Origin of the sequence: Pseudomonas ulcerans (assembly GCF_036324125.1) — a bacterium.
In the GTDB taxonomy this organism is placed as follows: Bacteria; Pseudomonadota; Gammaproteobacteria; order Pseudomonadales; family Pseudomonadaceae; genus Aquipseudomonas; species Aquipseudomonas ulcerans.
The window spans coordinates 26,450-49,668 of sequence record NZ_JAZDQN010000047.1; the positions used below are offsets into that span (position 1 = coordinate 26,450).

Below are 23,219 nucleotides of genomic sequence, written 5' to 3' on the forward strand. Positions count from 1 at the left end.
TACCCATTCAGCGATGAGGCCATCAGCCCCTCATGGCCGATGACCCCGCATGTAACTCAAGGTCATCCGGCTCAACGCCCTGATCCCCACTGCCAGCGCCTGGTCATCCACCTGGAACCCCGGCGAATGGGTCGGCCATACCGGCTTGTCGGCCAGTGCCGGCGGGGTCACGCCCATGCGCATGAACACCCCGGGAATCTGCCGCGCATACTCGGCGAAATCATCCGCGCCATAGGTGCCGGCGTCGATCTTCAGCGGTGTGGTCGAGACCTGCTCCAGCACCGGCAGCAGGCTGTCCACCAGCGCCGTGTCGTTGTGTCCGGCCCGGTAGTTGCCCGGCAGGTACTCCACCTCGGCACTGGCACCCGACGCCTCGGCGATCTTTTGCGCGGTACGGCGCATGCGTTGCAGCACATCCTCGCGCTGCTCGTCGCTGACCGTCCTGATCGAGCCTTCCAGGCGCACCTCGGCGGGAATGATGTTGTGCCGGTCCCCGGCTTCGATGCGCCCCACGGAAATCACCGGCGCCGGCAGCACGCCGAGGTTGGACTGGCGACTGGGAATGGTCTGCCAGGCGAGGATCGTCTGCGCCGCCACCGGTACCGGGTCGATGCCGGTCCAGGGAAACGCGGCGTGGGTCTGGCGGCCCTTGATCCGCGCGACGAAGGTGTCTGCCGCCGCCGTGGTCCGCGTGCGGCTGAGGGTGAAGGTACCTGAGGTGCCGGCCGTGACGTGCAGGCCGAAGATCACCGCCGGCGCCGGATTCTCCAGCACGCCTTGCTCGATCATCAGCCTGGCGCCGCCGGCCTCGCCCAGGGGCGGGCCTTCCTCGGCAGGCTGGAAGATCAGCTTCAGCGTGCCCGGCAGCTCGGCGCGCCGCGCCGCCAGCACCTCGGCGACACCCAGGGCCATGGCCATATGGGCATCGTGGCCGCAGGCATGCATCACCCCGACCTCCTTGCCACGGGTGCGGAAATCGCCGCCTTCGTCCCGCGTGCGCAGCGTCGAGGCATAGGGCAGGCCGGTCTGCTCGGTTAGCGGCAGGGCGTCCAGCTCGGCGCGGATCGCCACCACCGGGCCGGGCTTGCCGCCGCGAAGGATGCCGACCACGCCGGTATGAGCGATGCCGGTCTGCACCTCCAGGCCCAGCTCGCGCAGGCGCCTGGCGATGCGGGCAGCGGTCTGTTGCTCGCGGTTGCCCAGTTCCGGGTGCTGGTGGATGGCATGGCGCAACTCGATCACCCCCGGCAGCGCCGTGGCGATCCGGGCGTCCAGGTCGCCCCATTGATCGGCATGGACGATGCCGGACAACAGCAGCAGGGCGGCACCCAACCCGCGCGATGGCCACATAGGCAACCCCCGGTTCAATAGGTGAAGGCGATCGGCGGGTAGTTGCCGTTCACCAGGTAGTCGCCGATGGCCTTGTACTTGTAGGCCACGGCATCGTGGGTGGTGTGGGTGCGGGCGTTGCGCCAGTGGCGGTCGAAGTTGTAGCGCGACTGCGTGGTCGCCGCGCCGCCCACTTCGTACAGGCGCTCGCAGACATGCAGCGCGGCACGGGTCGAGGCGATCTTGGCCTCGGCCACGACAATGGAGGTGCGGGCGAGCAGGGCGTCGAGGGCTTCACCGTCGAGGGTGCCCTGCAGTTGCGTGCGCGCGGCCAGGTCGACGCTCAGCGCGGCCTTTTCCACCAAGGCCTCGGCGCCATGGATCGCCGCCGACAGGTCGCCCACGGTATGCAGGATGTACGGGTCGTTGCGCGCCTGGTCGACGCCGCTTTCCCGCACTGGCCGGGCTCCGGTGCGCGACCACTGCACGGCATCGTCCAGCGCCGCCAGGCCGATGCCGATGTCGATGGCGCAATGGATCAGTTGCGCGCTGGCGCCGATGTAGTTGCGCCGCTGGTACCACTGGGCAAGCGGGATCACCTGTTCGGGCAGCACCGGCACGTTCTCCAGCAAGGTGCTGCCACTGGCCGTGACCCGCTGGCCCATGCCGTCCCAGTCGTCCAGCAGGGTGATGCCGGGGGTGTCGGCAGGGAGCATGACGTACACCGCGTTGCCGGCCTCGTCCACCGCCTGGATCTTCAGCAGGTCGGCGAACAGGCAGCCGGTGCTGTAGAACTTGCTGCCGTTGAGCACCAGGCGGTCGCCGTCGCGCTCCAGGCGGGTATGGATCTCGCCACGGAACTTGCCGCTGCGCTCGGCGATGGCGCCCGAGGACAGCTGGCGTTCGGCAAAGGCGCCCAGGTAGCGACGCTGCTGCTCTTCATTGGCGATCAGGCGCAGGTGCTCCACCGTGGCGAAGTGCGGGAACAGCGCCTGGGCCACGCTGGGGTCGGCCTTGGCCAGGGTGATGAAGATCCGCGCCACGTCGAGCTGGCTGACATCGCCACCGTCCAGTTCCACGGGAACCCGGGCGGCGCCCAGGCCGGACCCGCGGATCAGGTCCAGTTGCTCGTGGGGCAGGATGCGCCGGGCATCGCGTTCGGCGGCGCCGGGCTGGATCTGGCTGGCCAGTTCATTGGCCAGTACAAGGTAATCGGTCATGGGCATGTCTCGAAAAAGGGATCAGGGTGCATCGCGCAAGGCCTGGCGCGGAACGCCGAGCAAAAGGATCAAAGTGCCGCTGGCGACGAGGCCGGCGACGATGTACAGGGCCAGGCTGATATCGCCCGTGTTGGTCTTGATGCTGCCGATCATGATCGGCGTCAGCAGGCTGCTGATCTGCCCGCAGCAGTTGACCAGCGCCAGGCCAGCGGCGCGGGCGCGGTCGGAGAGGTAGTAGGTGGGGATGGTCCAGAACACCGCCGTGGCCACCAGGTAGCCGCTGGTCATCAGGGTCAGCAGGGCGATGGCCGACCAGGGCCCGGCGATCAGCTTCGGCAGCAGGATCATCGCCAGCGCCGCCGTCAGCCCGCCCAGGGCGAAGTGCCAACGGCGCTCCTGGTGCAGGTCGGAATGGCGGCAGGCCCAGAGCATCACCGCCACGCCGACTACATAGGGCAGGGCGGAGAACAGGCCGAGCTGGCCGAGGTTGCTCACCCCGGCGTCGCGGATGATCGACGGCGCCCAGATGTTGGTGACGTTGCCGGTGCACATGATGGTCAGGCAGTAGGCCAGGGTGATGAACCACACCTTGCAGTCGCCCAGGGCTTCGACGAAGCGCTGGTGCCCGCCGGGCTTGCGGTTGCGTCTTTCCTCGGCCAGGGCCGTTGCTATCGCCTGTTTTTCCGCGTCGCTCAGCCAGCGGGCGTTGGCCGGCTTGTCATCCAGCCAGTACCAGGCGAACAGCCCGGCCAGCACCGGCGGGATGCCGGTGACCACGAACAGCCACTGCCAGCCGCTGAAGCCGCCGATGCCGGCGAAGTGGCCCATGATCCAGGTCGACAAGGGCCCGCCGACGATGCCGCAGACGGCGATGGCCATGATGAAGCGCGAGGTGATCCGTGCCCGGTAGCGGGCCGGGAACCAGTAGGTCAGGTACAGGATCACCCCCGGGAAGAAGCCGGCCTCGGCGGCGCCGAGGAGCACGCGCAGCACGTAGAACTGCGCGGGCGTCTGGGCGAAGGCGGTGGCGATGGTCACCAGGCCCCAGAGGATCATGATGCGGGTCATGGTCTTCTTCGCGCCGAACTTCTCCAGCAGCAGGTTGCTGGGGATCTCGAAAAGCAGGTAGCCGATGGAGAACACACCGACGATGATGCCGAAGGTGGCGTCGCTGATGTTCAGGTCGGCCTTGAACTGCAGGTGGGCAAAGCTGATGTTGACCCGGTCCAGCCAGTTCAGCACGAAGCACAGGAACAGGAACGGCATGATCCGCCAGGCCAGCTTGCGGTACAGGCGCGGGTCGAAGGCGTCGGCCTGCACCGCTGGCGCGGTGGAGGCGGTGGTGGACAGGGTCGTGGTCATGGCTTACCAGCTCACCTCGACCTTGCCGAAGAAGTACGCGCCTTCCAGCCCGTACGGCGAGTACCAGCTGTAGGTCGGGTCGTCGGTGGGGAAGAAGTAGTAGCGCTTGGCTTCGGCGTTGAGCTGCTGTGGCCGGCGGTCGAAGATGTTTTCCCCGCCGACGGTCACTTTCACCGCGTCGCTGAGCCAGTAGCCCAGGCTCAGGTCGGTGATGAACGCCGGGCGGATTTCCTCGTCGCGGCTGGCGGAGATCTGGTTGCGTCCGGTGACCTTGGAGTAGCGCGTGCCTTTCAGGGTCAGGTCGAAGTCGCCCAGCTGCCAGGCGGCGGTAAGCGAAGTGACGTTCTTCGGATAGGCAGTGGTCAGGTTGCCCTGGCGGTCGCGGCCGACTGCACTGATACCGGTGCCGGCGAGGGCGTCGGGTTCCTTGATCTTCTCGATGGTCTGCAGGCTCTGGTTGCTCAGCAGGGTCCACTTGGTCTTGCCGTATTCGCCGAGGTCGTAGCGGTAGTCGGCGACCAGGTCGATGCCGCGGGTGCGGGTGTCGGCCAGGTTGCCGAAGTAGGAGACGATCTGGTTCGGGTCCAGGCCGTTGGCGGCGAGGATGTTGGACACGGCGGTGCCTTGCAGGTTGCTGGTCTGCAGGATGCGGTCCTTGATGTCGATCTGGTACAGGTCGACGGTGATGTCCAGGTTCTCGGTCGGCGTGGCGACGAAACCGAGGCTGTAGTTCATGGATTTTTCCGGCTTCAGGTCCTTGGCGCCCAAGGCGCGGCCGGCCGCGTCGTCCACCGTCACGTAGCGCGTGGTGGCCTGTTCCAGCACGCCGTTCAGCGGGCTGGTGCGCCAGGCGGTGAGCGACGACGAGTAGTACTGCTGCTGCAGCGACGGTGCGCGGAAACCGTTGCTGATGGTGCCGCGCACGGCGAACTGCGGGGTGAACGCATAGCGGGTGGAGAGCTTGCCGCTGCCGGTGTCGCCGAAGTCGCTGTAGTGCTCGAAGCGCCCGGCGACGCTGACGTCCCACTGCTCGGTGAGGCTCTGGGTGAGGTCGATGTAGCCGGCGGTGTTGGTCCGCGAATAGTTGTGCGCGTCCGCCGGGGTGAAGCCCACCAGGCCTGGCGCGCCGGGGTTAGGGCGCTGGCCGGCGAGGGGGTGGCCGGCGGGGAACACGTAGCCGCCATCGGCGTAGGAGGCGTATTCGCCGTCCTGGATCTCGAAGCCGTCACGCCGGAATTCCAGGCCGGTGGAGACGTTCAGCGGCCTGGCGAACAGGCCGGTGTCGAAGGCCCGGGTCAGGTCGAGGTTGTTGGTCCACTGGCTGGCGATCAGATGGCCGCCGTCCATGTCGCGCGGGCTGTCCGGGCCGAGTGACGGGTTCAGCGACTTCTCGTTGCGGGTGTTGGCGTCGTTGCGCCCGTAGCTGGTGCTCAGGTCCAGTTTCCAGCCCAGCACATCCTCGTTGCGCAGGCCGACCACGGCCTGGAAGTCGTCTTCCTCGACCACGAAGCGCGGCGAGAAGCCCTCCGGGTACACCGAGACGATGTTCTGCGGCGAGTTGGCGGTGCGGTAGGTGCCCCAGCTGGTGGAGTTGCGGTGGCTGAGGGTGGAGAACGAATACAGGCTGACCTGCTCGTTCAGCGGCAGTTCGGCGTTGTAGCCGAAGTTGTAGGTCTGCGAGCGCGGCTGGCCGAGTTGCTGGCGATAGCGGCTTTCGCTGTTCTCCCGCGGGTCGGCAGCGCCATTGACCGGGAAGTAGATGCGCGTGCGGTCGGGCACTGCGCCGGCGACGTTGGAGCTTTCCTGGATGCCGATATCGGCGCTGAGGCTGAAGAAACCGTCGTTGGGCAGTTCGAAGCCCTGGTTGATCTGGCCCTGGCCGCGGGCACCGAAGTTGCCCTTGCCGCCGATGCGATTCTCGTACTGGCCGTACAGCGCGCTGGCGCTGCCTCCGGAACTGTTGTTCTTGAGGATGATGTTGATCACCCCGGCGATGGCATCGGAACCGTACTGCGCCGCCGCGCCGTCACGCAGGACTTCGATGTGGTCCACGGCGCTGACCGGGATCAGGTCGAGGTCGGCCGGCGACTGGCCGCTGGAGGTGGCGGCGGTCTGCACGAAGATCAGCGAGGTGTTGTGCCGGCGCTTGCCGTTGACCAGCACCAGCACATGGTTGCCGCCCAGGCCACGCAGGGTCGCGGACTTCACCGACAGCCCGGTGCCGCCGGTAAAGCCGGCGGCATTGGTATAGGACGGCACGCTGGCGGCGAGGGCATCGCGCAGGTTCTGCTTGCCCGAGCGGGCCAGGTCTGCGCCGCTGATGACATCGATCGGCGCCAGGCTCTTGGCCACGGTGCGGCCGCTGTCACGGGCGCCGGTCACTACCACGGTCTGCAGGGCGGTGTCGGTGCTGCTGGTGTCGGCGGCGCTGGCCAGGGGCGCGACGCACAAGCCGAGGATGCCTGCGGTGAGCAGGTTGAGCCTGGGCTGGAAAAGGGTGGGGCGAGACATGGTGAGGCTCCGGGATCGGGGGCCGCTATCCATTCCTGGTGGTGGGTGTTCCTGACAGTACTGGCGAGGCTTTTGGGGTGTTGGGCTTGTCGTTCTGCTTATCGGTAGAGCATGACGTCCTGTCGGGCCTGGTCGACCAGCGCCATATGTTCCTTGAGGCGCTGCTTGCGCGTGGCCAGCAGCAGGGTCTTGCTCCATTGCATGGCCTTGGCCGAATGGCCGGCCAGTTGCGTCGCCAGTTCGATGGCGGCGGCGTGCGGGTCGTGCGCGATGCGGTTGATCAGGCCCAGGGCCAGGGCCTCTTCGGCATCGAAACTGCGGGCGCTGAGCATGATGTCCAGGGCCGCCGCTTCGCCGACAAGGCTGGGCAGGGTGATCGCACTGAAGCCGGAGAGCATGCCGTGGCGCACTTCCGGGAAGCTGAAGCGGGTATCCGGACGGGCGATACGGAAGTCGCAATGGATCGCCAGGCTGATGCCCAGGCCCAGGGTATGGCCGTGCAGGGCGGCGACCACCGGTTTGCCCAGGTCGAGGCCGACATCCGGCAGGGCGCGGGCGAGCAGGGTGCTGGCCACGGCTTCGCCGGTGGCCTGGATTTCCTTGAGGTCGGAGCCGGCGCAGAACGCCTTGTCACCGGCGCCGCGCAAGACGATGGCACGGGCCTGCGGGTCGTCGGCGGCACGGGCCCAGGCCTCGGCCAGCTCGCGCTTGGCCTGGCCATCCAGGGCATTCAGGCGCTCGGGGCGGTTCAGGGTGATCTGCACCACGCCTTCGCCAAGGTGTTGATAGTCGACGGTCATGACTGGGTTTTCGCTGCGGGTGAAAGAAAGACGCTTTGCCTCTTGCGGCGTGGCGTCGAAGTGGGGAAAACTTAATGGATGTTCACAATGCAAACAACATGTTTGTTATACGAACATGTTTTGTATTCCTCACAAATGGTTATAAAAAATGAAAGCGATAGTACTTAAATCCTTCGGCGGGCCGGAGCAGTTGCAGCTGGAGGAAGTGCCCACGCCCCAGGCCGGGCCGGGTGAAGTCTTGGTTCGCGTGCACGCGGCCGGGGTCTGCCATCACGATCTGCTGCACCGTGCCGGACAGTTGCCGGGAGCACATACCGGCGTGGTGCTGGGGCATGAAGTGGCAGGCGAGGTGGTCGAGGTTGGCGCTGGCGTGTTGCAGCTGAAGGTCGGGGCGCGGGTGGTGGTCTACCAGCGGCGCTTCTGTGGCCAGTGCCGCGATTGCCTGCGCGGGCGCCAGGACCTGTGCCGGGCGCTGGGCCTGCCGTCGGTGGACACCGAGGGCGCCTATGCCGAGTACCTGCGCATCCCGGCGATTTCCGCCGTCGAACTGCCGGACGGGCTGGACTACAGCCTGGCGGCGCTGGCGTCCTGCCCCATCGCCACCAGTGTTCGCGCGTTGTATGGCGAAGCCGGCCTGCAGCCCGGGGAGACAGTCTTGATCAATGGCGCCAGCGGCGGTTTGGGCGCGCACCAGATCCAGCTGGCCCGGGCGCTGGGTGCGCGAGTGATTGCCGTCACTGGCAGCGCGTCGAAGCGCGACTTCCTGCATGAACTGGGGGCCCATGAGGTGGTGGTCGCTGCCGGCGGCTACAGCGCCGAGGTGTGGAAGCTCACCGGCAAGCGTGGCGTCGACGTCGCCATGGAGAACCTTGGGCATACCCTTGAGGACACCTTGCGCAGCATGACCCTGGGCGGCCGCGTGGTGGTGCTGGGCAATGTCGAGCCGGGCAGCGTGCCCGTCAATCCGGGGTTGCTGATCGGCCGCCGTTTGAAGCTGCAAGGCTCGGGCAGTGCGACCCTGGAGCAACTGCGTACCGCACTGGCGCTGATCCATGGCGGGCAGGTCAGGCCATTGATCGACCGGGTGCTGCCGTTCCCCCGGGCGGCCGATGCCCATGCCTTGCTGGAGTCGCGCCAGGTCAGCGGACGTATCGTCCTGAGCGGGTGGTGAGCATGGATATCAGTACCCTGCTGGGCCAGGCGGCGCGCAAATGGCCGGATGCCCCGGCGCTGTTCGAACCGGCGCGGCAGCGGCGCCTGAGTTTTGCCCAGCTGGACCGGGCGCTCAGCGCGTTCGGGAAGGTTCTCGACGAACTGGCGATCGGCCCGGGCGAGCGCGTGGCCTTGCTGGCCGACGCCAGTATCGACTACCTGGTCGCCGACTACGGCTGCATGGCCAACGGGCGGGTGCGGGTGCCGCTGGATTCGAGCCTGTCGCAGGAGGAACTGCTGGCGCAGTTGCGCGATGCCGGCGCGGTGTTGCTGTTGTACTCGACGGCCTTCACCGACATGGCAGGCGCGCTGGGCGAGGCCGGTATCGCCTGTCGCGCCCTTGAATCCTTCGTCCCCGGGTTCTCCGCCGATCTGCCGCCCCGCGCAGCGCAGCCCCCGCAATCCCTGGCCTCGTTGAACTACACCGGTGGTACCACCGGCGTACCCAAGGCAGTGATGCATCGCCACGCCAGCCTCTGCGCGGTGCTGCAGAACATCGTCATGGCCCGTGGCGCGGTGCCGGGGGATGTCCTGCTCAACGTGCGGCCGCTGTGGCCCATCGCGGCGGTGGCGGTGCTGGCCCATCTGCTGGCCGGCGGCCAGGTGGTGCTGGGCGGGCGCTTCGACAGCAAGGCGTTCCTCGGGCAACTGAGCGAGCATCGGGTGGCGTTCAGCTCGCTGGTGCCGACCCAGCTGTTGCGCCTGTTGCGCGAGACAGGTCGCCAGGCGGCGTCATTGCCGTCGTTCAAGAGCCTGGATATCGGCGCGGCAGCCCTGACAGGCGATGTGCTGGAAGGCTCCTTCAGCCTGTTCGCCGGGCGCATCGCCGTGCTCTACGGGATGACCGAGGCTCCCTGGAGCTGCTACCTCGCCGCCGGGCAGATGGCCTTGCTGCGCGAGCGCGGGGAGAGCGGTGAAGGGGTGGTAGGCCGCCCGCTGTTCTCGGCGGCGCTGCGCATCGACGGTGCCGGTGCCGACGGCGTGGGCGAGATTCTCCTGGGTGGCCCGCAGTTGATGCGCGGCTACTGGCAGCAGCCCGAACGCACTGCCGAGGTGCTGGAGGACGGCTGGCTGCGCAGCGGCGATCTGGGGCGGATTCGCCCGGATGGACGCCTGGAGGTGCTGGGTCGCTGCAAGGACATCATCCGCAGCGGCGGCAAGTCGGTGCAGCCGGGAGAAGTGGAACAGAGCCTGCTGGCCCATCCGGCAGTGCGCGAGGCCCATGTGTTCGGCCTTGGCGATGTGGAATGGGGTGAGCAGGTGTGCGCGGCGGTGGTGGTCGAAGCCGGCCGCGCGCCCTCGGCCGAGGCGCTGATCGAGCATTGCCGTGGGCAGCTGTCGCGCTACAAGGTGCCGCGGCGGGTGTTCTTCGTCGAGGAACTGCCGCGCTCGCATTACGGGAAGGTGCAGCGGGGGCGCTTGCTGGAGGTGTTGGCCACATGACTTGTTGATTTCGCGGGGACTTGTGGGAGCGGGTTTACCCGCGATGGCGTCGGTGAATTCACTATCGTCATCGCGGCGGTCCGGCGTTCCGGTAAACCCGCTCCCACAAGGTCGGCGCTCGACCTGCAGGGCGCGGCGAATCACGGATTGCCCAGTTGCCCCGCGATCCCCTCGCAGGCCCGGCGCACATGCGCGGCCAGCGACGAGCCGGGATGGGTTTCTTCCTCCATTCCCAACCCCGCCACCACCAGGGCACCCAATGCCTGGCCGCTTTCTGTCCGGATCGGGAACGCCACCGACGACAACCCCGGCTTGAACTCGCCATGGCCAAAGGCGAAGTCCTGCTCGCTGCGGATCAGTTCCAGCGCCGGCAACGCCTTGGCATGACGCTCCTCGCCGAGCACCGCCAGCGCCATCGCCGTGCTGTAGGTGGCCAGCACCGCACGCCCGCTGGGACTGCCTTCGATGGGGAACTGGTCGGCCAGGTCGACGATGACATTGAGCGGCGTGCTCGGCGTCCACATGCGCTCGATCAGCACCACCTGGTCGCCCACCGGCACCGACAGCGAGACGATCGCCGGGCGTTCGCCGATCACCCGCTGCAACTCGATGGCATAGGGCAGGGCGATGCGTCGCAGGTTGAGGCGGTTCAGGTAGGCGGCGGAATAGATCAGACTTTCCGGCCCGATGTGATAGATGGCCCCGCGCGACTCGATCAGCCCCCAGTGGGTCAGGGTCTTGAGCAGGCGATGGATGGTGGAGCGCTCGATGCCGGTGTGTCGCGCAAGGTCCAGGGCGCTGGCGCCATGCTTGAGGCTGGCCAGGGTGCGCAGCAGGACGATCGAGCGGTCGATGACCTGGACGCGGCCGCCGGCGGTGTCCTTGCCGTTGGTCGCGGGTTGCGGGGAAGGGATATCCATCGTGACGGGGAGTTCCAGAACAGGGAATAACGGTCGGTCGCCAAGGTTAGCCGTGATCCGGTGCGGGGTGAAGAGCTGCCAAGGCCGCGGGCCAGACAAATATCTGCTGGCCGCTTAGATCGAATATGCATCCAGGTTATGAGCTTGGATTTTCCAGAGATATCCATCCTGTCGTTTTCGCTGCCAGGCCGGCCATGGCAGCTGTGATCGCATCGCTATCGTCAGCATTGCATTCGCAAGGCCTGCCATCTGCACGAAACGCTTGCCGCGACACCCCCTCCCGCTGCTTTTTCGCCATCTTGCCGCCAGCCGGGCCGGCCCTAGAATCGCCCCCATCGAACTTGTCCCCCTCGTCACCTTGAACAAGGATTTCACCATGATGAACGCAATGCAGATGCCGATGAACATGAACGCCGCCATGCCGATGATGCCCATGACCGGCATGCCGATGATGATGGCCACCATGACCTGCGAAATGGTCGAGGGCGGCATGCTCTGCACCATGAAGCCGGCCGCCGGCATGGACATGGCGATGTTCCGCAACAGCGCGCAGATGATGCAGATGATGATGAACTGCGGCATGCCGATGATGATGCAGTGCGGCAACCTGACGATGATGGGCATGAACGCCATGAGCATGCCGATGATGGCCATGCCCATGAACGGCATGATGATGCCGATGATGAAGTGCATGATGGAATGCACCCTGATGGCCGACGGCATGACCTGCAAGATGATGCCGATGGCGGGCATGAGCATGGAGATGATGAACAACTGCTGCATGCTGATGATGAAGATGATGAACGACTGCAGCATGCCGATGATGATGAGCGCCAACGGCATGCCGATGATGTGCTGCACCTGCTGATTCAGCGCAGCTTCATTCCGGGTGGGTGACCACCAGGTACGCCACCGCCTCGCTGTCCACCGGGTTCCGGTAGCAGTGGGGCTGGTCGGCGTAGAAGACGATCGAATCGCCGGTCGCCAGCAGGAACCGTTCCTCGTTGACGCTGATCTCCAGCGCGCCCTGGGCCACCACCAGGTTCTCCCGCACTCCCGGACCATGTCCTGCGGAGTGTTCCTCCCCCAGCGGACTGACCCGCAACTCGTAGAACTCCGCCCGCTGCGACGCATCCACCGGGTACAACGCACGGCTGACGAAGCTGCCGCTGCCACTGACCAGTCGCTTGCTCTCGCGGGCCGGCAGGACGGTCACGCCGGCACAGGCATCGTCATCGAGAAACGCCGCCACCGAAACCTTCAAGCCGCGGGCGATCTTGCACAGCACGCGGATCGACGGCACGCTGCGCCCCGATTCGATCTGCGCCAGCATCGCCCGGCTGACCCCGCTGGCCCGGGCCAGGGCATCCAGCGATAGCTGGCGCTTGCCGCGCAGGCGTTGCAGGTTGCTGGCGACCCGCTGGCCGATGCCGTCGTCTTCAAGGTTGGCTTGCGGCAGGCTCAGCGGCGGCTCGTCGGAGGTGACGAGAAAACCGGTGGGGATGTTCATGGCAGCCTCAGGCCAGGCGCGGGGCTTTGCTCGCCGACGGGGCGATGCTCTCCGGTTGTGCGGCCAGGCCGGCCTGCCGTGCGTACAGCGCCCAGAGCAGGCGGCCTTGTTGCTGGGCCTGCTTGCGTTTGCGGTGGAGCGTGAAGTCGATGACGGTGGCGGCTTGGCTCATGGGATGTTCCTTGTCTGGGGCCTTGGGCATGGGCTGAGACTACGGATTTCCATATAGAACCAGAAATAATGAATTTTCATTTATTAATGCCTTTATGGAATTTAAAGGTCGCCCTCACGGAAACCGACTGACCCCACCCGCCACCTGCCCGGCCACCTCGCTCTCCACCTGCAACACGCACCCGGAATCCGGCGCACTGCCCAGCACCTCCAGCTTCAGCTCCTGCCTGGCGCTGGTAATGAACAGGGTGCGCAAATCCGGCCCGCCAAAACACAGGTCCGTGGGGCAGGGCACCGGCAAGCCGATCATCCGCTCCAGGTTTCCTTCCGCGTCGAAGCGCGCCAGGCTCCAGCCATCCCGCTGGGTGGTCCACACGCCCCCCTGTGCATCCAGCGCCAGGCCGCTGAGGCTGCCGCCGCCCCGTGGCAGCGAGGCCAGGCGCCGGACCAGCGTGCTGCCCGGTTGCAGGCGCAGGATGTCGCCGGTCTCCGGGGCGATGGCATACACAGCGCTGCCACTGGCATCCCAGCGAAAGCCGCTGACCTGCTCGCTCAGCGCCCAGCCATGACGCAACTCGCCCTCGCTGCTCATCTCGCCGATCAGGCAGCCACCCGCCGTGCGCGCGCAGGCCCACAGGCTGCCCGAAGGATGGCTGGCCAATGCCAGCAGGCGACTGCCGAGCACATCCTGCATCGGGTGCTCGCGACCCTCCCAGTCCACCAGTGACCAGCCGCCGGCCTGGGCCACCAGCAGGCCGTCGCGGTGCAGCTCCATGGCCCGCACCGGCATGTCCAGGCGGGTCAGCAGGCGGCTGGCCTGGCCATCCCAGGCATGGATCGCCGGAGCCAGGGTGTCGGCCCAGTACAGGGTGCCGCTCGCCGCGTGCCAGCGCGGAAAGGCGCCATGGAAGGACCACGGCGCTGGCAGCACCTGCTGGGTGCCGGCCGTTCGCTGGGCGGCCTCGGGGCGCAACTGCTCACCCACCCGCCGCGCCGCGTCGGCCAGTTCCGGGCCGAGCAGGGTCAGGCGTTCCAGGGTCAGGCGATAGGCCGGCCCGGCCACGCTCAGGGCGCCACGGACCACCCCCTGCTTGTCGATGATCGGCGCGGCCACGCAGCGCACGCCAAGACGGATTTCCTCATCGTCCAGGGCATAGCCGCGGGTGCGGGTGATCTGCAGCTCGGCGAGCAGGCGGCGGCGGTCGGTGATGGTCAGCGGGGTCAGCGGCTCCAGCACCAGGCCCTTGAGGATCTCGTCCCGCGCCAGCGTCGACAGCGCGGAAAGGATCGCCTTGCCCTGGCCCGTGCAATACACCGGCTTGCCCTGGCCGAGGCTGGCCGCCGAGCGCAGGGTGTGGGCGCCGTCGCAGCGTTCCAGCGACAGCACCTGGTTGCCGTCCAGCACGGCGAGGTACGAGGTTTCCCCGGTCAGGTCGCGCAAGGCCCGCAGTTCTTCGCTGGCGGCGGCCACCAGGTCCGGTTCCAGGTAGGCGTTGCGCACCATCTCCAGGTAGTTGAAGCCCAGGCGATAGACCTTGCGCGTCGGGTCGCGGCGGATCATCCCGCGTTCCACCAGGGTGGCGAGGATGCGGTACAGGGTGGTGCGCGGCAGCGGCACCTGTTCGGCCAGTTGTGCCTGGCTGATGCCGTGGGGTTCGGCGCCCACGGCCTGGAGGACATCGAGGGCTTTTTCGAGGGCGGCGGTGCCTTCACCTGTTTTCATGGTTTTTCCCATCAGTTGGAACGGATTGGCCATGGCAGCGATTCTGCCCATTTCCGACAGGTTTTTCGCCCATAGAATCCAGGTCAACGGGGGTGGCAAGCGGTCTTTGTTCCACATTTTGGGAATCCGCGCCCGCCGCCCATCGGATGAACCCCGCCTGGAGAACCTACAAGAATGTCCGTCATCCACACCTATGCCGATGCCCACGAAAGCGCCTCGGGCAAGAAAGTCGAGGTCAGTGACGCCACCCTGGCCAAGCTCGCCCAATGCAGCAGCGGGTCGCTGACCACCCAGCTGTTCAAGCGCGGTTTCCGCCAGCCGGCGCTGGTCGGCCTGCGCGCCATGAGCCGCGACACCAAGCCGTTCGCCGGCCGAGCCTTCACCATGCGCTTCATCCCGGCCCGCGAAGACATCGACACCTACCAGACCATGACCACCAAGCCCAACGACGACAACCTGCAATGGGTCGGCGTGGAACAGGTGCAGGCCGGCGACGTGCTGGTGATCGACAGCCGCAACGACCCCGCCGCAGCCTCCGCCGGCAATATCCTGGTGACCCGCCTGCTGGCCCGTGGCGCCAAGGCCATCGTCACCGACGGTGCCCTGCGCGACGGCAGCGAGATCGCCGCGATGAACCTGCCGGCCTATGCCCGCGAGATCACCGCCACCACGCGGATTTCCTACCACCACGTTGCCGACCTGCAGGTGCCGATCGGCTGCGCCGGCGTCGCCGTCTACCCGGGCGACATCATCGTCGGCGACGCCGACGGCCTGACCGTGGTCCCGGCCCACCTGGCCGAGGAACTGGCCGAGGTGTGCAGCGTGCAGGACGACATCGAAAACTACCTGGCCATGCGCATCGCCTCGGGCGAGCCGCTGTGGGGCGTCTACCCGCCAAGCCCGGCGTCGGTCTCCGACTACCACGCCTGGGTCGCCAACGGCCGTCCGGCCATCCCTTCGATCATCGACAAGCAGGAGGGCTGAACCGTGGCCGAGCACAAGCACGCGCAAACCATCCGCCGCTACTTTGCCGCCTGCAACGAGGGCGACTACGACAAGCTGGTGTCCTGCTTCACCCCGGACGCCGTGCACTACTTCCCCGCCGGCCTGCCGGACGTGCCGTGGCGCACGGCCGACACCATCGCGCGCAAATGGGTGTGGTGCGTGGAGAACCTCGGTTCGCAGTGGACCATCGAGAAGATCCTGGTCAGCCACGACAGCAACGAGGCGGTGATCGAGTGGACCCACTGGAAAGGCAAGCTGGGCACCGCCCTGCGCGGTGACGAGTGGTACGTGTTCGATGAGCAGAGCGGCCTGATCCGCGAGATCCGCGCCTACTACGCCTCGCCGGCGGACAAGGACGTGACGATCAACGAGCTGGTGGACTTCGACTACACCGGCCGTGGCTACCACCTCGAACCCCAGGCCCGCTGAAGGAACCCTTTGATGAGCATTCAACAAGATCCGTCCTTGGCGCTGATCGACCAGGTGGTCGCCAAGGCCGTTGCCGCCGCCGACTTCTGGGCTGAATCCCCGGCGGCCGTGCGTGCCGCGCTGCTCGATGGCCTGGCCACCGCGCTGGAGCAACAACAGGCCAAGCTGGTAGCCATTGCCGACCGCGAAAGCGGCCTGGGCGAAGCGCGCCTCAACGGCGAGGTGGCCCGCACCGCTTTCCAGCTGCGCGGTTTCGCCAGCGAAGTGCAGGCCGGCGTGCCTTATCGCCAGGTCGTCAGCGAGGCCGTGGCCGGTGCGCCGCCTGCCGGACGTCCGGCATTGGTGCGTGTGCAGCGTGCGCTGGGCCCGGTGGCGATGTTCTCCGCCAGCAACTTCCCGTTCGCCTTTTCCGTGCTCGGTGGCGATACCGCCTCGGCGCTGGCCGCCGGTTGCCCGGTGGTGGTCAAGGCTCATTCCGGTCACCCGGAGTTGTCCCGCGCGGTGTTTGAACTGGCCGCTGCGGTGGTGCGCCAGCAAGGCTTGCCGGAAGGCGTGCTGACCCTGGTGGAAGCGACTTCGCGCGCCGGTGGCACTTACCTGGTCCAGCATCCGGGTATCGCGGCCGTGGCCTTCACCGGCTCCTACCAGGGTGGCAAGGCCCTGTGGCAGGCGGCCAACGAGCGTCCGACGCCCGTGCCGTTCTACGGCGAACTGGGCTCGATCAACCCGCTGGTGGCATTGCCTGCCGCCCTGGAAAAAGACAGCGAAGGCCTGGCCAGGACCCTGGCCGCCTCGATCACCCTGGGCTGTGGCCAGTTCTGCACCAGCCCCGGCCTGATCGTGCTGCTCGATTCGTCCCACAGCGAGCGCTTCGTCGCCCAGTTGGCCGAGGCCATTGCGCCGATCGCCACGCACCGTATGCTCACGCCGGGCATGCGCCAGGGCTTCGACGCGGCTGTCGCAACCGTGGCGGCCCATGCGTCGGCGCTGTTCGCCCCGGCAGCCGATGCTGCCGGTCCGGCGCCGCGTCTGTTCAGCACCGATGCGGCGGCGTTCATCGCCAATGCCCATCTGCGCGAGGAGATGTTCGGCCCGGCGGCGTTGCTGGTGCGTGCTGCATCCGTTGCAGAAGTCGTGGCGGTACTGGAAGCCGTCGGCGGCAGCCTGACCACCACCCTGTGGGGCGCCGAGCAGGCCAGCGACGACAATCGCCAACTGGTTCGTGCGGCGCAGAAAGTCTCCGGCCGCGTGCTGTTCGGCGGCGTGCCGACGGGTGTCGCGGTGTGCCACGCCCAGCAGCACGGCGGTCCATGGCCGTCCTCGACCACCCCGCAAACCACCTCGGTCGGCTATGCCGCGCTGGAGCGCTTCCTGCGCCCGGTGGCGCTGCAGGATGCGCCGGCCTGGGTCTTGGGCTGAGGGGAGGGCGCCGCGATGATGCGTCATGTCGTGATGTTCCGCCGCCTGGCCCATGTCGAGCGGCAGCCGGAACTGGAGCAACGCCTGGTCGCGCGCATGCGCGGCCTCGATCAGGAGATCGATTTCATCCGTGACTGGACCGTCGCCGCCAACGAGCTGGAGCGCCCCATCTGCTGGGACTACATCCTCGACTCGGGCTTCGACGATGCGGCTGCGGTAGAGCGTTACCTGCCCCATCCCGCGCACCAGGCCCTGGTCGCGGACTTGAAGCAGTACTTCGAGTGGGTGGCAGTGGATTACAGCGTCTAGTGGCCTGTACGGCTGATTCGGTTGCTCGACTTCGAGTCCGAGGGTTTGCCAGGCAAGGCGACATGACGAGTCGTAGCCAGCTACGGCGAGGAATGGCAACGCAGCATGGCGAAGCCTCGGGCCGAAGTGGAGTAATCGAATCAGCCACACAGGCCACCGGACCCGACAGGCAGCCTGCCCCTGCCTGGGGGCAGGCGCTATAACAACAAGATCCGGTCTGCCACTGGCGCCGGACGGAGACGTACATGAACAAGAAAAAGAATTACCGCTGGACGATCCTGACGATGCTGTTCATCGCCATGATCATCAACTATGTCGATCGGGCCGCGCTGTCCATCGCCATGCCGTTCATCACCCAGGAGTACCATCTGACCCCTGCCGAGAAGGGCATGATCTTCTCCAGCTTCTTCTTCGGCTATGCGCTGTTCTGCTTCGTTGGTGGCTACCTGGCCGACCGCTTCGGGCCGAAGAAGGTGCTGACCTGGTCGATGAGCTTCTGGTCGGTGCTCTGCGGTTCCACCGCGCTGGCCTTCAACTTCTGGTCGCTGCTGATCGTCCGCGCGCTGTTCGGCGTTGGCGAGGGCCCGGTGTCGACCACTGCCAACAAGACCGTCAACAGCTGGTTCCCGATCAAGGAACGTGCCCGCGCCATCGGCATCAACCAGGCCGGCGGCCCGCTGGGCGGCGCCCTGGCCGGGCCGATCGTCGGCTTCCTCGCCCTGTGGCTGGGCTGGCGCGTGGCCTTTGTGGTGATCGCCGTGGTCGGCGTGCTCTGGGCCATCGCCTGGTACCGCCTGGCCACCTCGACGCCGCAGGAACACGCCAAGGTTTCGCCGGAAGAACTGGCCGAGATCAACGAAGGCCGGGTCGCCCCGGTGATGACTGCCGAGCAGGCCCCACGCACCCCGGTGCTGCAGATCATCCTGCAACGCTCGGTGCTGGTCACCGGTGTCTCGCTGTTCTGTTACAACTACATCCTGTACTTCTTCATGACCTGGTTCCCCAGCTACCTGATCGACGCCAAGGGCATCGACCTCAAGTCCATGAGCATCGTCACCGCGCTGCCCTGGCTGGTGGGCACGGTGGGCTTCGTCTGTGGCGGCCTGCTGATCGACTGGGTGTTCAAGCGCACCGGCAAGCAGCTGTTCTCGCGCAAGGTGGTGCTGGTCACCTGCCTGTTGGTGGCGGCGGTGTGCATCGTGCTGACCGGGCGGGTAGAGTCGGTCACCAGCACCGTGGCGGTGATGACCGTGGCCATCGGCTTCCTGATGCTCACCGCGCCGGCCTACTGGTCGCTGATCCAGGACGCGGTGCCGGATCACCAGGTGGGCACCGCCGGCGGCTTCATGCACGGCCTGGCCAACCTGTCCGGGATCGTCGCGCCGACCGTCACCGGTTTCATCATCCAGGCCACCGGCACCTATGGCAGCGGCTTCGCCCTGGCCGGCGGGCTGGGCGTCATGGGTGCGCTGATCGTGGCGTTCTTCGTCGGCCACAAGCCGGCCAGGCAGGGCGCGGCGGTAACCGCGGCCTGATACTCGACCACCGGCCTGCGGGCCGGTAACCGTGGCGCGGTTCGCCGTGCCAGGCCAGCCCTTACCCGGGCTGGCCACACCCCAAGTTTTCCAGGAATTCGTCATGCCTACGCTTCTTGTCACCGGCGCCGCCGGTATCGTCGGGACCGCCTTGCGGCCCTTCCTGCGCCAGCGCTTCAACCTGCGCCTGCTCGACCGCAAGCCCGTCGAGGGCCTGGTCGAAGGCGAAAGCGCGCTGGTCGGCGACCTCACCGACCCGGACTGCGTGCGCCAGGCGGTGGAGGGCGTCGATGGCATCCTTCACCTGGCCTGTGCCCATGGCACCGACATCCCGTTCCAGGCCACCGTCGAAGCCAACTACCACGCCACCCTGTACCTGCTGGAGGCCGCGCAGCGCTTTGGCGTCAAGCGCTTCGTCTTCGCCAGCAGCCACCATGTGCTGGGCCAGTACCGCAGCGACCACGCCGCGTTCTTCGACGACCTGCCGGTGGCGCCGGACAGCTACTACGCGATGAGCAAGGTATTCGGCGAAGCGGCCTGCGCCACCTTCTCCCTGCGTGGCGAGCTGGCGACCTTCATCGTGCGCATCGGCAACGCCGACGCCAGGGTTGCCGATGCCCGCCGCCTGCGCCTGTGGACCAGCGCCCGCGACCTGGCCCAGCTGCTGCTGATCGGCCTGGAGCACCCGGCGGTGCGCAACGAGATCGTCTACGGCGTCTCCGAAAGCCCGAACCCGCTGTTCCACAACCGCCGCGCCCGCGAACTGGGCTACGCGCCGCAGGACAACGCAGGCGACCACCTCGCGGCCGATTACCTGCCTTACGAAGCCATGGCGCCGGAAGGCTCGGGCCGTGACCATGTCGGCGGTGCCTACGCCGGCGTTCCCCTGGCCAGTGTGCTGGAGCGCGTATGAAGATCGTCCGTATCGACACCCGGGTCGTCGAGATTCCCTTCCACGACGGCGGCAAGGGCCTGGGCATCACCCCGACCACCTGGCACACCCTGGAAAACGTGCTGATCCGCCTGGAAGACGAGCAGGGCAATGTCGGCTGGGGCGAGGCCTTCGGTTACTTCGTCGCCGACGCCACCAAGGCCCTGGTCGACCGCCTGATCGCGCCGCTGCTGCTGGACCGGGAAATCACCGACATCGCCGCCTTCAACCGCGAACTGCAGCTGCGCCTGCACCTGTTCGGTCGTTATGGCGTGACGATGTTCGCCATTTCTGGCGTCGACATCGCCCTCTGGGACCTGGCCGCGCGCCGGCAGAACCTGCCGCTGCACCGCCTGCTTGGCGAGGCGACCCGCGAGCAGGTGCCGGCCTACGCCAGCCTGGTGCGCTATGCCGACAACGAGGTGGCCCCGGCCATCTGCGAGAAGGCTCTCGGCATGGGCTTCAGCGATATCAAGCTGCACGAGGTGACCCTCGACGAGATCGCCGCCTGCCGCCGCGCCATCGGCGATGACGTGCCGCTGGCCACCGACGTCAACTGCGGCTGGAGCGTCAGCGACACCCGCGAGTGGCTGCCGGCCCTGCGCGACATGAACCTGGCCTGGCTGGAAGAGCCGATCTTCCCGCCGGAAGACTTCGCCACCCTGGCCAGCCTGCGCGGGCAGGGCGTGCCGCTGTCGGCGGGGGAGAACTGGTGCACCGCGATGCAGTTCGAGCAAGCGCTGGTGACCGGGGCGGTGGACTCGATCCAGCCCAGCGTGACCAAGGTCGGCGGCATCTCCGAATGCCTGCGCATCGCCGAGCTGGCGCGCCAGCATGACGCCGTGGTGCTGCCGCACTGTCCGTACTTCGGTCCCGGACTGATCGCCACCCTGCACCTGGCGGCGGTGCAGCCGACGGTGCCGCAGGTGGAATACCTGTTCGTCGAGCCGGCGGACTGGCTGTATCCGGTGGAGGCCCTGCGCAGCGGCAAGCAGTTGCAGGTTCCGCAGGGTGCCGGTCTTGGCCTGGATATCGACCTGCAGGTTATCGAGCGCTTCCGGCGTAGCTGAAGGGAGCGGAGGTGTCATGAAATCCATTGAACTGGGCAATTCGACCTGGCAACTGCACCTGTTGCCGGAATGGGGTGGGCGTATCGCTGCGCTGCGGGCTGGCGGGCTGGATCTGTTGTTGCCGATCACCGGTGATGCGTTCGATCCGCTCGACTGGCCGCGGGCCGGAGCCTATCCGCTGATGCCGTATTCCAATCGCCTGCGGGATGCACGGTTGGCCTTCAAGGGGGTCGAGCATCGCCTGCCGGCGCATCCGGCAGCGCGACCGCACACCTTGCATGGCGTGGCCCATACCCGTCCGTGGGACGTGGTGAGTGCCGATGCCGGGCAGGCGCTGATCCGTTGCGACTATGACGGTGAGCACTGGCCCTGGGCGTTTCGTGCCGAGCAGGTGTTCGTCCTCGCGGGCGAGCAACTGCACATCACCTTGCGGGTGACCAATCTGGGCGACACGCCAATGCCTGCGGGGCTCGGCCTGCATCCGTATTTCCAGCGCCATGCGGGGATGCGCGCCGAATATCGGGTTGGCCGCGAGTGGTCGATCGATGCTGAGTACCTGGCAACTGGCGACTACGAAGACGCCTTGAAGACGGTGCAACTGGTGGCCGACGACGCTGCGCCGGTCGCTCACTACCAGTCGCGCTGGGATGGCGAGCTGCGCCTGAGCTATCGCCAGGGCAGCCTGCTGTTGCAGGCATCGCCGCTGCTCAATCACTTCGTCGCCTTTGCCCCGCCGGGTTCGGCCTACCTGTGCCTGGAGCCGGTTTCCCATGTCGCCGATGCCTTCAACGGCCCGCGCACGGACTGGGGCGAGAGCGGCACCCATGAACTGGCCCCTGGGCAAAGCCTGGAGGCCACCTTGAGTTTCACCTGGCAACGCTGATCCACCCTCCATAACAAGAGAACAAAAACAATGAAATCATCCTCGTACGGGGCGGGCTTCGCTCGCTCGGCAAAACCCCTGGCACTGCTGTTCGGCCTGGCGCCGTTGGGCGCACACGCGGCATTTTTCGACGATGCCAAGGCCAATGTCACCCTGCGCAACTTCTACTACAACCACGACCTGCGTGACTCCACCAAGCCCGCGCAATCGAAGCTGGAAGAGTGGGCGCAGGGTTTCATCCTCAAGGGCGAGTCCGGCTATACCGAGGGCACCATCGGCGTTGGCGTGGACTTCTACGCCGGCCTCGGCCTGAAGCTCGACTCCTCGCCATCGCGCAGCGGCAGCGCGCTGCTGCCCGGGGCCTACGATCGTGCGGGTGGGCCGCGCAACGCCGACCCGCGCTCGGTGGACCAGTTCTCCGAGGCCACTGCTGCGGTGAAACTGCGTTACTCGAAAAGCGAACTGAAGGTGGGCGGACTGTTCCCGAAGATTCCCCTGGTCAGCTCCGGCGATGCGCGGCTGCTGCCGCAGTTCTTCGAAGGCGCCATGCTCGATGTGAAGGAGATCGACAATCTCGATCTCAGTCTCGGCCAGATGCGCCAGGTCAACCAGCGCGAGTTCGCCGGGGCACGGGATATCCAGGTGGGCAACTACTACAGCGTGTTCAGTGACCGCTTCGATTACCTCGGCGGCACCTGGCGCATCACCCCGCAATGGTCGGCGGGGTTGTGGGGCGGGCGGCTGGAGGATGTCTACCAGCAGAACCTGGCCACCGTGACCCACACGCGCAAGCTCGGCGACTGGAACCTGTCCGGCACCCTCAACTACCTCGACACCGGCGAGTCCGGTGCGGAAAAAGCGGGCAAGCTCGACAGCCGCATGAGCTCCGGCATGGTCAGTGCCAACCTCGGGCCGCAGACCTTCCGCCTTGGCTACCAGTACAACGCTGGCGACAGTGCGCTGCCGTTCATTCACGACACCGACCTGCCGGCGGCGGCCAACGCCGTGCAGGTGCTGCGTTTCGACCGGGCCCAGGAGCGCTCGTGGCAGGCGCGCTACGACCTGGATTTCGCAGCCTTGGGGGTGCCGGGACTGAGTGCCTTCGCGCGCTATGTCAAAGGCGACAACTTCAAGGTCGCTGGCGAGGATGGCAGCGAGTGGGAGCGCAATATCGACATCACCTACGTGGTGCAGAGCGGACCGCTGAAGAACCTCGCGCTGCGCTGGCGCAACGTGCAGTTGCAGGGCGATGCCACCGGGCGGCGGGATGAGAACCGGGTGATCCTGGCCTATACCTTGCCGTTGTTCTGAGGCCGAAGGCCTGTGGGAGCGGGGTTTGCCGCCCCTGGGGCGGGGGCAGCGGGACTGCGAACCCGGGGGCAACCCCGCCCCCACGCGCCGCCAGCACCAAGATAGGAGGTGGGGCGCGGGCCATCC

General features: G+C 66.9%; 21 protein-coding genes. 12 read left to right on the forward strand and 9 right to left on the reverse strand.

What is annotated here, in order from left to right:
• Positions 1-30 precede the first annotated feature (30 nt).
• The 5 genes from V0R59_RS27350 to V0R59_RS27370 form a co-directional block, all read right to left on the reverse strand.
• Positions 31-1,350, reverse strand: coding sequence for an amidohydrolase (locus V0R59_RS27350; protein ID WP_330077339.1), 1,320 nt, complete (start codon positions 1,348-1,350; stop codon positions 31-33).
• A gap of 14 nt (positions 1,351-1,364) precedes the next feature.
• Positions 1,365-2,549, reverse strand: coding sequence for an acyl-CoA dehydrogenase family protein (locus V0R59_RS27355; protein ID WP_330077338.1), 1,185 nt, complete (start codon positions 2,547-2,549; stop codon positions 1,365-1,367).
• A 21-nt stretch (positions 2,550-2,570) separates the two neighbouring features.
• Positions 2,571-3,911: an MFS transporter gene (locus V0R59_RS27360; RefSeq protein WP_330077337.1), complete on the reverse strand. Its 1,341-nt coding sequence runs from the start codon at positions 3,909-3,911 to the stop codon at positions 2,571-2,573.
• A gap of 3 nt (positions 3,912-3,914) precedes the next feature.
• The gene (locus V0R59_RS27365) at positions 3,915-6,422 is read right to left on the reverse strand and encodes a TonB-dependent receptor plug domain-containing protein (RefSeq protein ID WP_330077336.1); all 2,508 of its coding nucleotides are present in this window, start codon (positions 6,420-6,422) and stop codon (positions 3,915-3,917) included.
• A gap of 98 nt (positions 6,423-6,520) precedes the next feature.
• Positions 6,521-7,222 (reverse strand): enoyl-CoA hydratase/isomerase family protein, encoded by a 702-nt coding sequence (locus V0R59_RS27370; RefSeq protein WP_330077335.1) that lies wholly within the window; start codon positions 7,220-7,222, stop codon positions 6,521-6,523.
• A 148-nt stretch (positions 7,223-7,370) separates the two neighbouring features.
• On the opposite strand from V0R59_RS27370, the gene V0R59_RS27375 reads away from it, so the two are divergent.
• Together V0R59_RS27375 and V0R59_RS27380 are read left to right on the forward strand one after the other, a co-directional pair.
• On the forward strand, positions 7,371-8,393 hold the full coding sequence (locus V0R59_RS27375; protein ID WP_330077334.1) for an alcohol dehydrogenase catalytic domain-containing protein: 1,023 nt from the start codon (positions 7,371-7,373) through the stop codon (positions 8,391-8,393).
• 2 nt (positions 8,394-8,395) lie between these two features.
• The gene (locus V0R59_RS27380) at positions 8,396-9,877 is read left to right on the forward strand and encodes a class I adenylate-forming enzyme family protein (protein ID WP_330077333.1); all 1,482 of its coding nucleotides are present in this window, start codon (positions 8,396-8,398) and stop codon (positions 9,875-9,877) included.
• Positions 9,878-10,017: 140 nt separating this feature from the next.
• Here V0R59_RS27380 and V0R59_RS27385 read toward each other — a convergent pair whose 3' ends face one another.
• Positions 10,018-10,797, reverse strand: a complete 780-nt coding sequence (locus V0R59_RS27385; RefSeq protein ID WP_330077332.1) for an IclR family transcriptional regulator — start codon at positions 10,795-10,797, stop codon at positions 10,018-10,020.
• A gap of 376 nt (positions 10,798-11,173) precedes the next feature.
• Here V0R59_RS27385 and V0R59_RS27390 point away from each other — a divergent pair, with 376 nt between their 5' ends.
• Positions 11,174-11,665 (forward strand): hypothetical protein, encoded by a 492-nt coding sequence (locus tag V0R59_RS27390; protein ID WP_330077331.1) that lies wholly within the window; start codon positions 11,174-11,176, stop codon positions 11,663-11,665.
• Between the two features lie 12 nt (positions 11,666-11,677).
• On the opposite strand, the gene V0R59_RS27395 is transcribed toward V0R59_RS27390, so the two are convergent.
• The 3 genes from V0R59_RS27395 to V0R59_RS27405 form a co-directional block, all read right to left on the reverse strand.
• A complete protein-coding gene (locus V0R59_RS27395; protein WP_330077330.1) occupies positions 11,678-12,307 on the reverse strand; it encodes a helix-turn-helix domain-containing protein in 630 nt (209 codons plus the stop codon).
• Positions 12,308-12,314: 7 nt separating this feature from the next.
• Positions 12,315-12,479 (reverse strand): hypothetical protein, encoded by a 165-nt coding sequence (locus V0R59_RS27400; protein WP_330077329.1) that lies wholly within the window; start codon positions 12,477-12,479, stop codon positions 12,315-12,317.
• A 114-nt stretch (positions 12,480-12,593) separates the two neighbouring features.
• Positions 12,594-14,201, reverse strand: a complete 1,608-nt coding sequence (locus tag V0R59_RS27405) for an IclR family transcriptional regulator domain-containing protein (protein WP_330077328.1) — start codon at positions 14,199-14,201, stop codon at positions 12,594-12,596.
• 174 nt (positions 14,202-14,375) lie between these two features.
• On the opposite strand from V0R59_RS27405, the gene V0R59_RS27410 reads away from it, so the two are divergent.
• The 9 genes from V0R59_RS27410 to V0R59_RS27450 all read left to right on the forward strand — a co-directional run bounded on the left by V0R59_RS27410 (position 14,376) and on the right by V0R59_RS27450 (position 23,093).
• Positions 14,376-15,185, forward strand: coding sequence for an RraA family protein (locus tag V0R59_RS27410; protein ID WP_330077327.1), 810 nt, complete (start codon positions 14,376-14,378; stop codon positions 15,183-15,185).
• A gap of 3 nt (positions 15,186-15,188) precedes the next feature.
• Positions 15,189-15,635, forward strand: coding sequence for a nuclear transport factor 2 family protein (locus tag V0R59_RS27415; protein WP_330077326.1), 447 nt, complete (start codon positions 15,189-15,191; stop codon positions 15,633-15,635).
• A 12-nt stretch (positions 15,636-15,647) separates the two neighbouring features.
• Positions 15,648-17,054 carry an aldehyde dehydrogenase (NADP(+)) gene (locus tag V0R59_RS27420; protein WP_330077325.1) on the forward strand — a complete coding sequence of 469 codons (1,407 nt, stop codon included), beginning with the start codon at positions 15,648-15,650 and terminating at the stop codon, positions 17,052-17,054.
• Between the two features lie 15 nt (positions 17,055-17,069).
• The gene (locus V0R59_RS27425) at positions 17,070-17,363 is read left to right on the forward strand and encodes a Dabb family protein (RefSeq protein ID WP_330077324.1); all 294 of its coding nucleotides are present in this window, start codon (positions 17,070-17,072) and stop codon (positions 17,361-17,363) included.
• A gap of 245 nt (positions 17,364-17,608) precedes the next feature.
• A complete protein-coding gene (locus tag V0R59_RS27430; protein WP_330077323.1) occupies positions 17,609-18,898 on the forward strand; it encodes an MFS transporter in 1,290 nt (429 codons plus the stop codon).
• A 103-nt stretch (positions 18,899-19,001) separates the two neighbouring features.
• Positions 19,002-19,811, forward strand: coding sequence for an NAD-dependent epimerase/dehydratase family protein (locus V0R59_RS27435; RefSeq protein WP_330077322.1), 810 nt, complete (start codon positions 19,002-19,004; stop codon positions 19,809-19,811).
• A complete protein-coding gene (locus tag V0R59_RS27440; RefSeq protein WP_330077321.1) occupies positions 19,808-20,899 on the forward strand; it encodes a mandelate racemase/muconate lactonizing enzyme family protein in 1,092 nt (363 codons plus the stop codon). Before V0R59_RS27435 ends, V0R59_RS27440 begins: the two co-directional genes overlap by 4 nt.
• Before the next feature lie 16 nt (positions 20,900-20,915).
• Complete coding sequence (locus V0R59_RS27445) at positions 20,916-21,782, forward strand: aldose 1-epimerase (RefSeq protein WP_330077320.1); 867 nt, start codon at positions 20,916-20,918, stop codon at positions 21,780-21,782.
• A gap of 30 nt (positions 21,783-21,812) precedes the next feature.
• On the forward strand, positions 21,813-23,093 hold the full coding sequence (locus V0R59_RS27450) for an OprD family porin (protein ID WP_330077319.1): 1,281 nt from the start codon (positions 21,813-21,815) through the stop codon (positions 23,091-23,093).
• Positions 23,094-23,219: the final 126 nt, after the last annotated feature.